The organism is Mucilaginibacter sp. P5_A4 (assembly GCF_056400605.1).
In genome coordinates, this window is the sequence record NZ_JBFUKX010000049.1 from 18,585 (window position 1) to 33,706 (window position 15,122).

Below are 15,122 nucleotides of genomic sequence, written 5' to 3' on the forward strand. Positions count from 1 at the left end.
GCGCTATTCTACAAAAATAGTTTGATTATTTAATTATAATAATTACTATTGTGTACTTTATACACAATAAGTTTGTTGCTGTATTATAGCCAATTATAAACGATAATTTTTAATTAAGTAGTTATACAAGGGGCATATTGCGCTTTTACCTATCAAATTCTGTTAATTAATCTTCCTACAACGTAAATTAAAAAAATGAACAAAAATTTTTCAACTCAACTTATAGCCAGAGTTATTCCGCTTTGTGTGGTGTTGCTACCTTTTAATAAGGTATCGGCCCAAACCCAAACCGTGGACACGAAAATGAATGTTTTTGTGAGTGGCTTGATGAAGAAAATGACACCCGACGAAAAAATTGGTCAGCTTAACCTGGTAACCAGCGGTGCAGCAACAACAGGTTCAGTGGTAAATAAGGGAGTTGAAGACAAAATTAAAAATGGCGCCATTGGTGGTGTATTTGGCATTTGGGGCGCCGACAAGGTGAGAGAAGTACAGGACGTGGCCGTTAAAAAATCAAGGCTGCACATTCCCCTTATATTTGGTTTGGATGTTATACACGGGCACCGTACCATTTTCCCTATCCCTTTAGGGATGTCGGCTACCTGGGATATGGGTTTGATTAAACAATCGGCCCAGATAGCTGCTAAAGAAGCCACGGCCGAAGGGCTAAACTGGGTGTTTTCGCCAATGGTTGATATTGCAAGGGATGCCCGCTGGGGGCGGATCTCCGAAGGATCGGGCGAAGATCCCTGGTACGGAGGGGAGGTGGCCAAAGCGATGGTACAGGGTTACCAGGGCAGCAGCATGAAAAATGCCGATGCAGTTATGGCCTGCGTAAAACACTTCGCATTATATGGCGGGGCCGAAGCCGGGAGAGAATACAATACGGTTGATATGAGCCGCATTAAAATGTACCAGGATTACCTGCCTCCTTATAAGGCTGCTGTTGATGCAGGCGCGGGCAGTTTCATGAGCTCATTTAATACTATTGATGGTATACCTGCCACAGGCAACCAATGGTTATTAACCGATTTACTGCGTAAGCAATGGGGGTTTAAAGGTTTTGTAGTATCAGATTATACGGCTGTTAACGAAATGGAAGCCCATGGTCTTGGCGATTTGCAAACGGTATCGGCACTTGCATTAAAAGCCGGACTGGATATGGATATGGTTGGCGAAGGCTTTTTAACAACGCTTAAAAAATCGTTAAAAGAAGGTAAAATAAGCCAGGCGGATATTGATCTGGCCTGCCGCCGTGTGCTTGAAGCGAAATACAAATTGGGCCTGTTTGATAATGCCTATAAATCTATTAACACGGCAAGGGAAGCCACCGATGTGTTAACGCCCGGAAACCGCGGTATTGCCCGTAATGTTTCTAAACATTCATTTGTATTATTAAAGAATGATGCGCAAACCCTGCCGCTTAAAAAAGGCGGAAGTATTGCATTGGTTGGTCCGCTGGCCGATAACCAGCGCGATATGCTGGGCACCTGGGTAGTGGCCGGCGAATGGGAAAAATCAATTAGTGTGATGCAGGGTATTAAAAACGTGGCTGGCAATAACGTGACAATCAACTACGCAAAAGGATCAAACATTACCGATGACCTTAGCTTTATAAACAGGCTTAATTTTTTTGGCCAGCAAATGGTAACCCTGGATAAAAAGCCTGTTGATGAAATGATTGCCGACGCTGTTGAAGCCGCTAAAAAATCGGATGTAATTGTGGCGGTAGTAGGCGAGTCGCAAAGCATGTCGGGCGAATCATCAAGCCGGGCTGATATTGATATTCCCGAAAGCCAGAAGAACCTGTTGAAAGCCCTGGCCAAAACAGGAAAACCGCTTGTTATTGTTTTGTTTAACGGTCGCCCGCTTACCTTAACCTGGGAAAACGACCATGCCAGCGCCATACTTGATGTTTGGGCGCCAGGCACCGAAGCCGGCAATGCAATAGCCGATGTTTTATTTGGCGATTATAATCCCGCCGGTAAAATTACCGCTACCTTCCCGCGCAGCGTAGGGCAGATCCCTATTTATTATAACCACAAAAATACCGGTAGGCCTTATGATGGTAAGGGGCCATCTAAATTTAAATCAAACTATCTGGATATCTCAAATGATCCGCTTTATCCGTTTGGTTATGGTTTAAGTTACACCACATTTGGTTACAGTGATGTTAAACTAAGTAAAACCAAATTAAAAGGAAATGACACCTTAACCGCCACCGTAACGGTCACCAATACCGGTAAATACGCAGGCGAGGAAGTAGTTCAATTATACATCAGTGATCCTGCAGCTTCTGTTAGCCGTTCGGTAAAAGAATTGAAGAATTTTAAAAAGATAAGCCTGCAGCCAGGTGAGGCTAAAGAGGTATCATTTGCAATAACTCCCGGGCAATTAAAATTTTACAACAGCCAGTTAAAATATGATTGGGAACCGGGCGAATTTGTTGTACAAATTGGCACCAATTCAAGTGATACTCATATAGCATCTGTGTGGTGGAGTAAGTAGGATATGGAAATTATTGTTGAAATATTTTTTAATAATAATATATAATGTCTTATATGGTCCCTTGACTTATAAGGGTGAATATATTTAACTAAAAAGCGCTATACATTTAAAATGCATAGCGCTTTTTAGTGGAAAGGCATTTTTTGACAAATATCCGTGTTATGTTTGCCTGTAAATAAATGTAGCAGGAACATTTATTATTTTATTTATAAATGTTCCTGCTACATTTATAAATCCGTAAAATAATAAATGTTGCAATGACATTACTGTTTAATTATGATGATATTTTAACATTTAGCAGCAGTAAATTGTGTAACATTTTTATAACATCAACAGGGGGGAAATTCCAAAGGATAAAACCACTTTGTACCAATATAAATGCTTAACGCATGATTTTGATGATGCATTATCCGTAACAGCAGAATTTTCACTTTATAAAAATTTTAAATAAGTGGTCTTTTTATTAATGATTTGTTAATAAAATATTCACAATTTGTGATTTTAACGCCTTAAAGGTTGTATAGATAATTAATTTGTAAATCTGCACTTTTCACTTGTGTAAACAATACACTCTCATTACATTAGTTGCATAGCCAATATAAATTTCTGGAACGCCAGAAACAATGCAAATTCTGATATTATTATAACATTTAGTAGTGTATACCTTAGTATTTAAGGAACATGAAAAAGGGTAACGGGGACAGGTTAAATTTGTTACAGGAAGTTCATTTATGATTAGACTTTTACATTCCAACACTTTGAAATCTTCATTTTTTGCCTGGCGCCTTTTTGTGAGCCAGCCTCCCGGTTTTTTTGTTCTCACCAAAAAAATCATTGCGAGGCATGTTATAGTTCAATTGCAAACTTAAAAAACACCAAATAGAACACAAGATCTTAAATCAAATATATTAATCAACTAAATCTCAATCTCATGTTTAAAAGTTTACTCCTAAAAGGAAGATTCCTATGCGTGCTACTATGCTGCTTAGTTTCTTCATTGGTAGTTACAGCCCAAACAAAGTACAAGGGTAAAGTTATCGGCAGCGATGACAAATTACCAATCATTGGAGCGTCGGTACGTATCCAGGGATCTACTACGGGCGCTGTAACAGATGTTAACGGTGAATTCACCCTTACATTAAGCCCCGGCCAAACGCTGGTAGTATCGTACATTGGTTACCAAACCAGCGAAGTTAAAGTTGGCGCCAGTACAACAATTGCAGTTACCTTAGTTGCAGGCAGCAATGCACTGAACGAGGTAGTGGTAACAGGTTACGGTACGCAACGAAAAAAAGACATCACCGGTTCGGTTGCTGTTGTAAACGTTGCCAACTTAAAAACTGTACCGGGCGGCCAGGCAGCTGCGTTATTGCAAGGCCAGGCTTCGGGTGTTACAGTAGTTAACAATGGCGCACCAGGTGGTGGTAGTGCTGTACGTGTGCGCGGTATTACATCAATTGGTAACTCAAGTCCGCTTTATGTAATTGACGGAGTTCAGGGTAACTTTAATGATGTTAACGCTAACGACATCGAATCTATCCAGGTATTGAAAGATGCGGGTTCTGCAGCTATCTATGGTGTACAAGGTTCAAACGGTGTGGTTGTAATTACTACTAAAAAAGGGAAATCCGGTAAGGCTACTATCACATATGATGCTTACTATGGCAGCCAAAAGCCACTTAGCGATGGTTTTCACCTTGCGGGTAGCCAGGAATATGCTGATGCAATGTTAAGATCAGTTGGTAGCGCTCAGTTTGTTGGTACAAATGGCAGAGCTGTACTTCCTGATTACATTATACCAACCAAAGCAGCTTCAGGTGCTCCCAAAACGAATATCTCCACCTATAACATTCCAGACAACCAGATTACTAAAACAAATAAAACCGGTACCGATTGGTTTCATGAAGTATTCAAATCGGCTCCACGAACTTTCCATAACATTACGGCAAGCGGTGGTAGCGATAAATCAAACTACTTAATGTCGGCAAATTATTTAAATGAACAAGGTACTTTGCTAAACACTTATTTAAAACGTTATGCCCTGCGTATAAATACCAATTTTGCAATTGGTGATCATATTCGTATTGGCGAAAATGCCTATATGTTCTATAAAGATAATCCAGGCGTTGGTAATCAAAATGAAGGTAATGCGATATCTCATACTTATCGCGAACCTCCGGTTATCCCGATTTATGACGAGGCCGGAAACTTTGCAGGTACAAGGGCCGAAGGTTTAGGTAATGCATCAAACCCATTTGCAATACAAACACGTCAGAAAAGTAATCGTGGGAATGATTGGCAAATGACCGGTAATGTTTTTGCAGAAGTTGACATCATGAAACATTTTATGGTACGTACAAGCTTTGGCGGTACTTTTGATAATTCTTACTATTATTTCTTTACCCCAACACCGATCGAGAACGCGGAAGGTAATGCGAACCCTAATACTTTTACCGAAGGATCAGTTTATAAGAGCCAATATCTTTGGACAAATACGCTTAACTACGGCCAGAAATTTGGCAAACACGATGTTAAAGTTTTGATAGGTATTGAGGCAAATAAAATAAATAACCGTGGCTTGCGGGCTGGCAGGGCAAACTATAGCGTTGGGGTTGATCCGGGGTATACTATCATAGATACAGGAGATCCTAAAACTCAAAGCAACTCAAATAACGACAATAATAACAATGCTGCTATTTACTACAGGTCTCTTTATTCGCAATTTGGCAAGTTAGACTATGCTTACAATGACAGATACCTGTTAAGTGCAACTGTACGTCGTGACGGAGCGTCAGTGTTCGCTTCCGGACGTCGCTTTGGTGTATTCCCATCTGTAACCGGTGGTTGGAGAATCTCTCAGGAATCGTTTATGAAAGATGTCAGCTGGCTAAACGATTTGAAAATACGTGGCGGTTGGGGTAAATTAGGTTCGATCAGTAATATTGGTATTACTAATGCAACAAACTTATTTGATGCCGGACCTCAAAATGGTTACTATGATATAGCCGGAACGGGCAGTAGTGCAGTTTTAGGTATTTATCGGAGCCAGATTGGTAATGCTTTAACTACCTGGGAGCAGGATGTTGTTACAAACGTAGGTTTTGATGCAACGTTGCTTAATAATAAATTGGAGTTGGGTTTTGAACTTTACAAAAAAGATATTAAAGGCTTACTGTTCAGACCTCAAAATGCTGCCCCTCAAGGTGGTGCAACTCCTGCGTTTATTAATGGTGGAAACATCAGTAATAAAGGTTTTGATTTTAACATCACTTATCATGGTAGTGTAGGCGATTTCAAATATGATATTACTGGTAACATTACCCACTACAAAAGTCTTGTAGTTAGTTTGCCAGATGGTAAAAAATACTACGATCAACTAAGTAGTGGCTCAACGCGTATTGCTGCTTTTACCAGGATGCAACCTGGCCAGCCATTGGGTGAGTTTTTTGGTTACAAAGTAGTTGGATTGTTCAGGGATGCAGCTGATGTAAGTAGCTCTGCTACCCAGGAAAGTGCTGCACCAGGTCTATTTAAATATGCCGATATCGACGGAGATCATAAGATCACATCAGCTGACAGAACTTTCTTCGGTAATCCAAACCCTGATTTTACCTACGGTTTTACATTCAATACTAATTATAAAAACTTTGATTTGAACGCATTCTTTTACGGTTCAAAGGGTAATAAAAACATTAATTATATTAAATACTGGACAGATTTTCCACAGGTATTTAAAGGAAACGTTTCAAGAGGCATCGTTGCTAATTCATGGACACCTACTAATCAAAACGCTTCGATTCCTGTGTTAACTGCAGCTGCAAACTTTAGTAACACTGCTGTTTTCAATTCATATTATATGGAAAGCGGTTCATACCTGAGATTGAAAACCTTAACTGTGGGTTACAGCATTCCAAATGCACAGCTCAAACAAGTTGGTATATCAAGGTTCAGAGTATATGTACAGGCACTTAACCTGTTTACCATAACTAAATATAAAGGTATGGATCCAGAGCTTCAGCCGTCTGATTTGAACAATAACACCAACTTCGGTATTGATTTTGGTAACTATCCTGCAAACCAAAAAACTTATTTATTAGGTGTACAGGCTACGTTTTAAAAATATTTTAATAAGATTAAGATCATGAAAAAATTTCAATTAAAATTAATTATCCCGCTGTGTGCGCTGTTAATATGTACAGTTTATGCATGTAAGAAAAGCTTTCTGGATAAGCAACCAATTGGCAAAATTGACCCATCGTTATTATCGAATAAAGCTGGTGTTGAAAGTTTATTAATAGGTGCGTATTCTGAGCTCGATGGTTATGGTGGAGCCGGTACTGGCCAATCCGCAGCCCCATCAAACTGGATGTTTGGCAGTATCACCGGTGGTGATGCCTATAAGGGATCTGACCCATCAGATGGTGCTAACGATCAAACCCCGGTTGCATCATTTAACCTGCCGGCCACCAATGCCTTTATTAATGGTAAGTATTTATCTTTATATGATGGCGTTCAACGTGCAAATGACGTTTTACGTGGTATACCAAACGCTAAAGACCTTACTGCTGATGATATCAAAGAAATTACAGCAGAGGCAAGGTTTTTAAGAGGTTATTTCTTTTTTGAACTACGTCGTAACTTTTTTATGGTTCCATATGTAGATGAAACCATTGAATTAAAGAATGCAGGGAGCGTTCCTAACGATAAGGATATTTATCCAATGATTGAAGCTGATTTTAAAGCAGCTATGGATAATCTTCCCGAGGCTCAAGCTCAAAGAGGCCGTGCCAATAAATATGCTGCAATGGCTTATTTGGCAAAGGTTTATATGGCCCAGGCTAAATATACCGATGCAAAACCTTACTTAGCCACATTGATGCTTTCTGGTCAAACAGCTGGCGGGCAAAAATATGCGTTGAATGATCATTTTCAGCAGAACTTTAGCCCCCAGGCCGGTCAGAAAAACAGTGCTGAATCTGTATTCGCTGTTCAGGCATCGGTAAATGACGGTTCACTGGGTAATAACGGTAACCAGGCCGATAACCTTAATTTCCCTTATGGTGGTGGTGGTCCTGGTGGCTGCTGCGGTTTCTTTAATCCATCGCAATGGTTAGCAAACTCTTATAAAACTGATCCTACAACAGGTTTGCCATTGCTTGATGATTTTAACTCAGGGCCTGTTGTAACCGATGTAACTTACACTGGTACACTTGATCCGCGTATTGATATTACCATGGGCCGTAAAGGGATTCCTTACCTTGACTGGGGGCCGCACCCAGGTGATGCATGGATTCGTAACCCGGGATCTGATGGTCATTTCAGCCCTAGAAAGAATGTATACTCAAAAAGCGAAGTAGGTACCAATACCAGTACAGAAAATACCTGGACTGCCGCTTTAACCACATCAAACAACGTTAACCTCATCCGTTATGCTGATATTATTTTATGGGCAGCAGAATGCGAAGTTGAAACAGGTAGTATTGCAACCGCAATGTCACTGGTTAACCAAGTACGTTCCCGCGCGGCTATCCCATCTGGCTGGGTTTATTTAAACTCCCCTTATGATGCTTCTAAATCAATTTATACTGTTCAAACTACAAAGGCAGCTAACTACAAAGTTGGTCTTTACACTTCATTCCCAACCCAGGAGTATGCACGTAAAGCTGTACGTTTTGAACGTAAAATTGAGTTAGCCATGGAAGGCCACCGTTTCTTTGACTTACAACGTTGGGGTAGCGCTTACCAGGCAGCTGAGATCAATGCATTCTTTGCAAGCGATAAGAGTATTGATATTACATTGAAAGATGCTCATTTTACGCAAAATCAGGATGAATATCGTCCTATTCCTCAGAATGAGATTGACATTTCAAACTCAAAAGGCCCAATTGTGTTAAAACAAAATCCTGGTTATTAATTTTTGATAACCGGTTCAATTATTCTAATTTAGGTGGAGATAATTATCTCCACCTTTTTTTATAGCCTACTGCTCAAAATTCATGAAGTATATATTCCTTTTAAGTTGCCTGTTTATATGTTTGCTAACAGGCTGCGAAAAACCAACATTGTTTAAATTGATTCCATCATCACAATCGGGTATTACTTTTAGCAATACCATAGTTGAGGATGATAAAATAAACCCCCTTACCAAGCTTAACCTCTATAACGGCGGCGGCGTAGGCATAGGTGATTTTAACAATGATGGCTTGCAGGATATATATTTTGTAGGTAACACCGTATCAAACAGGTTATATCTAAACAAAGGAGATATGAAGTTTGAGGATATAACAGCCAAAGCAGGCGTAGGCGGCAAAGGCGGCTGGGGCAGGGGAGTGGCTGTTGTTGATATTAATAATGATGGCCTTGCCGATATTTATGTATGTAATACTTTATTGGATGACTCTGTTAAAAGGATCAACCTGCTTTATGTGAACCAGGGCACAGGTAAGGATGGTATACCTGTTTTTAAAGAAATGGCTAAGGAATATGGCCTGGATATTAACGTACATTCCACCATGGCCTCGTTTTTTGATTATGATAACGATGGCGACCTGGACATGTACCTTACCGTTAATGAAGCTATAGCCAGCGATAATCAAAGCGTTTTCAGGCCGGTAATTAAGGATGGCAGCCACCGCAGTACAGGCAGGCTTTACCGTAACGATTGGAACGCCGCGTTAAAACACCCCGTATTTACCAATGTATCTAAACAGGCCGGAATAACCATTGAAGGTTATGGCCATGCCAGCAGTATTGTTGATATAAACAAGGATGGATGGAAAGATATTTATGTAACCAATGATTTTTTACCCGATAACATCCTGTATGTTAATAACGGCGACGGCACTTTTACCGATAGATCAAAAGAATATTTTAAGCACACAGCCTTTAGTGCTATGGGGCAGGATATTGAGGATGTAAATAACGATGGCCTTGCCGATGTTTTTGAGGTTGATATGAACCCCGAGGATAACTATCGTAAAAAGATGTTCATGCCCGCCAATAATTACCAGATTTTTCAAAACTTTGATCATTATGGTCAGCAATATCAATATACACGTAATACTTTACAAATTAACAGAGGCCCGCGCCTGGGCCAGAATGATTCAATAGGTGCGCCGATATTTAGCGAAACTGCTTTTTTAAGCGGCGTAGGCCAAACAGACTGGAGCTGGGGACCCATGCTCACCGATTTTGATAACGACGGCTTGCGCGATTTAATTATAACCAACGGTTATCCCCGCGACGTTACCGATCATGATTTTATTACATTCAGGGACAGGGCTTATGCAATTGCTTCAAGCAAACAGATCCTCGACCAGATCCCGATTGTGAAAATACCCAACTATGCATTTAAAAATACCGATGGGCTGCAGTTTACAGATGTAACCAAAAGCTGGGGGCTTGATGCGCCTTCGTTTTCAAACGGTGCGGCTTATGCCGACCTGGACAATGATGGAACTATGGATATGATCATCAATAATATTGATGACGAAGCTTTCATCTACAAAAACACAGCCCGCGAAAAAAATAAAACTGAAAACAACTATTTACACATACAATTTCACGGCGGTCTGCAAAACCTGGGCGGCATTGGCGCTTTCGCCAATATTTATTATGACCATGGCAAACAACAGGTATATGAAAATACACCTTACCGTGGCTATTTATCAACCATTCAAAATATTGCACATTTTGGTTTAGGCAAAACAACCCGGCTCGATTCGGTAGTGATACGATGGGATAACGGTAAAAAACAGGTTTTGAAGGATGTTAAGACCAATCAAACCATTAAAGTAAATATGGCTGATGCCAGGGAGCCTTATACCTTTAAAGTACCCGTGCTAAATACCAATTCCTTGTTCCGCGAGGTAACAAAATTGGCAGGTATTACCTATAAACATAAGGAAAAGGATTATATCGATTTTAACGTACAAAAATTAATTCCGCATAAATTATCACAGTACACCCCTGCCGTAGCAGTCGGCGATGTAGATGGTAACGGTTTTGATGATATGATAGTTGGCGGTACTACGTTAAACCCAGCACAGTTATTGTTGCAGCAGGCCGATGGGAAATTTAAACAGCGCGATCTTTTGCCGCAGTCAAAGGTAAAAGTGCCGGCCATCAACCCTATGGATATGGGGGCCTACCTGGCACAGGTAGCTGGTGCAAAGGACGAAGGTTTGCTATTATTTGATGCCAATGGCGATGGCAAGCTGGATTTGTATATAGCCAGTGGTGGTTTTGAAACCCAGCCGGGATCTGCCAATTACCAGGACAGGTTTTACTTAAACGATGGAAAAGGTAATTTTACGCTGCAGCCAGATGCCTTACCAAAAAATCTTACCAGTAAGCTATGTGTAAAGGCGGCCGACTTTAACCACGATGGCAAGCTCGATCTGTTTGTATCCGGCCGTGTGGATCCATGGAACTACCCTAAACCGGTATCAAGCTTTGTATTGCGTAACGATAGTAAGAGTGGTGTTATAAAATTTACTGATGTATCATCATCGGCGGCACCGGGATTAAAAAATATCGGCCTGGTATGTGATGCCACCTTTACCGATTTTAATAATGATGGTTGGCCCGACCTTATACTTACCGGTGAATGGATGCCGATAACTTTCCTTGAAAACGATAAGGGCGTATATAAAAATATAACAGCAAATACTGGCGTGCAGGATAAATTAGGCTGGTGGAACACCATTGCCGCAGGCGATTTTGATCATGACGGAGATATTGATTATATAGTTGGCAATACCGGGCTTAACACATTCTACAAGGCTTCAGATCAATACCCGATTTATATAACCGCTAAAGATTTTGATAACAATGGCAGCTATGACGCTTTTCCATCTGTTTTCCTGAACGATCAGCAAGGGGTGAAGCAGGAGTTTCCGGCTTTTGGACGCGATGATATTGTGAAACAGATGATTAGCATGAGGATAAAATACCAAAATTATAAGTCGTTCGCTGTAGCTACCATGGATACCGTAATTACCCCGAAAATGCGTGAAGGCGCCATCAGGCTAAAAGTGAATTACCTGCAATCATGTTATTTACGTAATGATGGTGGCGGTAAATTTACAGCTTTACCTTTGCCAATAGACGCTCAGATGTCGGCACTTTGCGGTATAACCGTTGATGATTTTGATGGCGATGGTAACCTGGATGTGGCTTTAAACGGAAACGATTATGGTACCGAAGTTGCAACCGGACGCTATGATGCTTTTAACGGGTTGATACTTAAGGGTGATGGCAAAGGCAATTTTAAACCGCTTAGCATTTTACAAAGCGGGTTGTGCATCCCCGGCGATGGCAAAGCCCTGGTTAAGTTAAGGGGAGCTAAGGGTAATTATCTTTTAGCTGCCACCCAAAACCGCGACATGATGAAATTATTTGAACTTAAACGCCCCGTAAAAACGGTGAGTTTACAACCTTTGGATGCTTTTGCTACCATAAAATACAAAAATGGTAAAATCACCAGGCAGGAGTTTTATAATGGCAGTTCTTTCTTGTCGCAATCGGGCAGATTTTTTAATATTGAAGGTAATATGGCATCAGTAACCATCACTGATAGCTATGGCCATCAACGAACCGTTCAGCTTAATTAATTACTTGTATATGAGATATTTTAAAATATGTATAGCCGTTGCCTGCTTATTCCTGGTGTATGGCTGTACGCAAAAAAAGAAAACGGGTTTAATGAAAGATGCCGATGTACTGCATAATAATGTTGATCAGCTAACGCAGGTGATTATATACGATGTGTTTTCGCCACCGGTAGCCAGTCGTATTTACGGCTATACCACATTGGCGGCTTATGAGGCTGTACGCTATGCAAACCCCGATTACAATTCAATAGCAGCCCAGTTAAAAGGCTTTGGCAAACCGCCCGAACCAAAAAAGGATTTAAAGTACAATTTCACATTGGCCGCTACCAAAGCCTTTTTTACGGTAGCCCATAAAATCACCTTTTCGGTTGATACCCTTCAGAAATATGAGGATAAGGTGTACGCTATGTATAAGGATAACCTTGACGATTCTACCTACGCGCGTTCAATAGCATTTGGTACGCAAATAGGAAAGTTCATGCTGAAACGTTCTGCCGTTGATAATTATCCGCAAACCCGTGGCAAACCCCGCTTTTTGGGTAACGAAGAGCCGGGCCAATGGCGTCCTACCGCGCCAGACTATCTTGATGGTGTTGAGTTTTGCTGGGGCACTATGCACACTTTTGCGGTTGATACCTCAACACAGTTTAAGTTACCGCCGCCAACTCCTTTTAGCGAAGACAAAAACAGCGTTTTCTTTAAGCAAAATATGGAGGTTTACCAGTTGAGTAAAAATATTACCGAAGAGCAAAAAACAATTGCCCGCTTTTGGGATGATAACCCATTTGTAATTCAGCATAACGGGCACATGATGTTTGCCAATAAAAAAATAACCCCCGGCGGCCACTGGATAGGTATTGCAGCTATTGCCTGTAAACAAACACATGCCGATGTAGTAAAAACGGCGCAGGTTTACGCGCTTACATCCATCGCTTTGTTTGATGCCTTTATTTGTGGCTGGCAGGTTAAATATGAAACTAATTACATAAGGCCGGTAACAGTTATCAATGAAAAAATTGATCACGATTGGCTGCCTATGCTTCAAACTCCACCATTCCCCGAGTATCCAAGCGGGCATAGTGATATCAGCGCAGCTTCGGCGGTAATGCTTACGCACCTGTTTGGCGATAACTTTGCCTACCAGGATACCAGCGATTTAAAATATATAGGTATGCAGCGCCATTTCGATTCGTTTTTAAAAGCTTCGGAAGAGACGTCTATAAGTCGTTTTTATGGCGGCATACATTATCTTAACAGCGTAAATCAGGGTGCCGCGCAAGGCAGGCAGGTAGGCGAATATATTTGGCAAAAACTAAAACTAAAAAAATAATAGCATATAGGTTTTTATGAATTTTAAAAAGAGTTACCTGGTTACTGCCTACCTGCTTTTATTTACTGTTTTATTATCACTTGTTACGTTAATGTATGGCTGTAAATCAAAACCACAACCATATAAATTAACCGGAGATGTTAAGGTGGATGGGGAAAACCTGGTACAGTTAAAGTGTACAAGGTGTCATGCGTTAACGCCTGTTAATGCTTTACCCAAAAATGTTTGGTTAAACCATGTATTGGTTAGTATGGCGCCCATGCTTAATGTATCAACTTATGGAAGCTCTTTTTTCAAAAAGGATCCAAGGGATACAACTGGAGCAAGCATTGCAGAATGGTTGACTATAGTTGATTATTATAAAAAGTTTGCACCTGATACCTTATTACCTGCCAAAAAGCCTGTCCCATTAGTTGAGGATTGGGCTGGTTTTACATTAAAAAAGCCGGCACCGTTAAATTCTACCAGTTTTACTACTGCCGTTGCATTTAATAAAGCAACTAAAAAGTTGTACAGTGCTGATGCCGTAAACGATAAATTATATACCTGGGATGCCAATTTAAAGGTCGACTCATTAGCATCTTTGCCCTCTGCCGGAGTAGGCATTAGTTTTGATAAAGATGAAGCAGGAAATAACATCGGCTTTGTTTCGGCCATTGGCCGTATGGCCCCCGTTGATTTTCCGAATGGGAAAATAGTGAAACTTAACCTGGATGCTAAAGACGCGAATGCTACGCAAACTTACATAGCGTCTGATCTGCCCCGACCGGTTCAAACCATAATCGGCGATTTTAATAAAGATGGACTTAGTGATGTGGTAGTTTGTGGCCAGGGCGATAAAAAAGGAGGCGTTTATTTATTAAAACAAAACAAGGATAAAACCTATATGCAACAAACCATCCTGGATAAGGCAGGATCGGTACAGGCTGTAAAAGGTGATTTTAATAAAGATGGTTGGCCCGATGTAATGGTGTTAACTGGTACAGGTGATGAAGGACTATGGCTTTTAACAAACGACCAAAAAGGTGGTTTCACAACAAGGAAGCTGCTAACTTTTCCACCAACAAACAGTTCAACCAGTTTCCAGTTAGCCGATATGGATCATGACGGGAACCCTGACCTGGTTTATACCTGTGGTTATAATTATCATGATTCGCGTATTTTAAAACCCTACCATGGTTTGTATATTTTTACCAATACGGGCAACTGGAATTTTAAGCAAAAGTACTTTTATCCAATAAACGGCTGTACAAAAGCTATAGCTGCCGATTTTGATGGCGATGGCGACATTGACATTGCAACAATTGCTTTTTTTGCAGATATGCAAAATACGCCTGCCGAGGAGTTTATTTACTTTGAACAAACCAAAGGATTTGATTTTAAACCACATGCGGTACCAGTAAGCAAATATGGCCGTTGGATGTGTATGGATGCAGCCGATTTGAACAATGACAGTAAGCCCGATATCATCCTCGGTAATTATGCCGATGGCTTTATGTTTATTCATGGTTTACAACCGCAATGGGATCGCAAGCTGCCACTCATCGTGCTCGAAAATCACTTGAAAAAATAGGGGTTGGTTAGTGTTATATTTTAGCTTTTAATTCATCAACGGCGAAAGACTTACAAAGTTTAACCCGATAATAATGTTTTCGGCCTCGTTGAGGGCT

Annotated in this window: 6 protein-coding genes; all 6 read left to right on the forward strand. The window is 40.7% G+C overall.

The window, feature by feature from the left end; genetic code table 11:
- The first annotated feature begins 195 nt into the window (after positions 1 to 195).
- The 6 genes from bglX (at position 196) to AC1DQW_RS22765 (ending at position 15,025) form a co-directional block, all read left to right on the forward strand.
- On the forward strand, positions 196 to 2,508 hold the full coding sequence (gene bglX / locus AC1DQW_RS22740) for a beta-glucosidase BglX (RefSeq protein WP_477456156.1): 2,313 nt from the start codon (positions 196 to 198) through the stop codon (positions 2,506 to 2,508).
- Between the two features lie 931 nt (positions 2,509 to 3,439).
- On the forward strand, positions 3,440 to 6,625 hold the full coding sequence (locus AC1DQW_RS22745) for a SusC/RagA family TonB-linked outer membrane protein (protein ID WP_477456157.1): 3,186 nt from the start codon (positions 3,440 to 3,442) through the stop codon (positions 6,623 to 6,625).
- Positions 6,626 to 6,649: 24 nt separating this feature from the next.
- On the forward strand, positions 6,650 to 8,422 hold the full coding sequence (locus AC1DQW_RS22750) for a RagB/SusD family nutrient uptake outer membrane protein (protein WP_477456158.1): 1,773 nt from the start codon (positions 6,650 to 6,652) through the stop codon (positions 8,420 to 8,422).
- Between the two features lie 82 nt (positions 8,423 to 8,504).
- Positions 8,505 to 12,122, forward strand: a complete 3,618-nt coding sequence (locus AC1DQW_RS22755; protein ID WP_477456159.1) for a VCBS repeat-containing protein — start codon at positions 8,505 to 8,507, stop codon at positions 12,120 to 12,122.
- A 10-nt stretch (positions 12,123 to 12,132) separates the two neighbouring features.
- A complete protein-coding gene (locus tag AC1DQW_RS22760) occupies positions 12,133 to 13,452 on the forward strand; it encodes a vanadium-dependent haloperoxidase (RefSeq protein WP_477456160.1) in 1,320 nt (439 codons plus the stop codon).
- Between the two features lie 16 nt (positions 13,453 to 13,468).
- Positions 13,469 to 15,025: an FG-GAP repeat domain-containing protein gene (locus tag AC1DQW_RS22765; protein ID WP_477456161.1), complete on the forward strand. Its 1,557-nt coding sequence runs from the start codon at positions 13,469 to 13,471 to the stop codon at positions 15,023 to 15,025.
- The last annotated feature ends 97 nt before the right edge of the window (positions 15,026 to 15,122 follow it).

Bases quoted from the DNA above. Each gene is read 5' to 3' on its own strand.
- AC1DQW_RS22760 (WP_477456160.1), top strand. From the start codon at position 12,133: ATGAGATATTTTAAAATATGTATAGCCGTTGCCTGCTTATTCCTGGTG.
- AC1DQW_RS22765 (WP_477456161.1), top strand. From the start codon at position 13,469: ATGAATTTTAAAAAGAGTTACCTGGTTACTGCCTACCTGCTTTTATTT.
- AC1DQW_RS22750 (WP_477456158.1), top strand. From the start codon at position 6,650: ATGAAAAAATTTCAATTAAAATTAATTATCCCGCTGTGTGCGCTGTTA.
- bglX (WP_477456156.1), top strand. From the start codon at position 196: ATGAACAAAAATTTTTCAACTCAACTTATAGCCAGAGTTATTCCGCTT.
- AC1DQW_RS22755 (WP_477456159.1), top strand. From the start codon at position 8,505: ATGAAGTATATATTCCTTTTAAGTTGCCTGTTTATATGTTTGCTAACA.
- AC1DQW_RS22745 (WP_477456157.1), top strand. From the start codon at position 3,440: ATGTTTAAAAGTTTACTCCTAAAAGGAAGATTCCTATGCGTGCTACTA.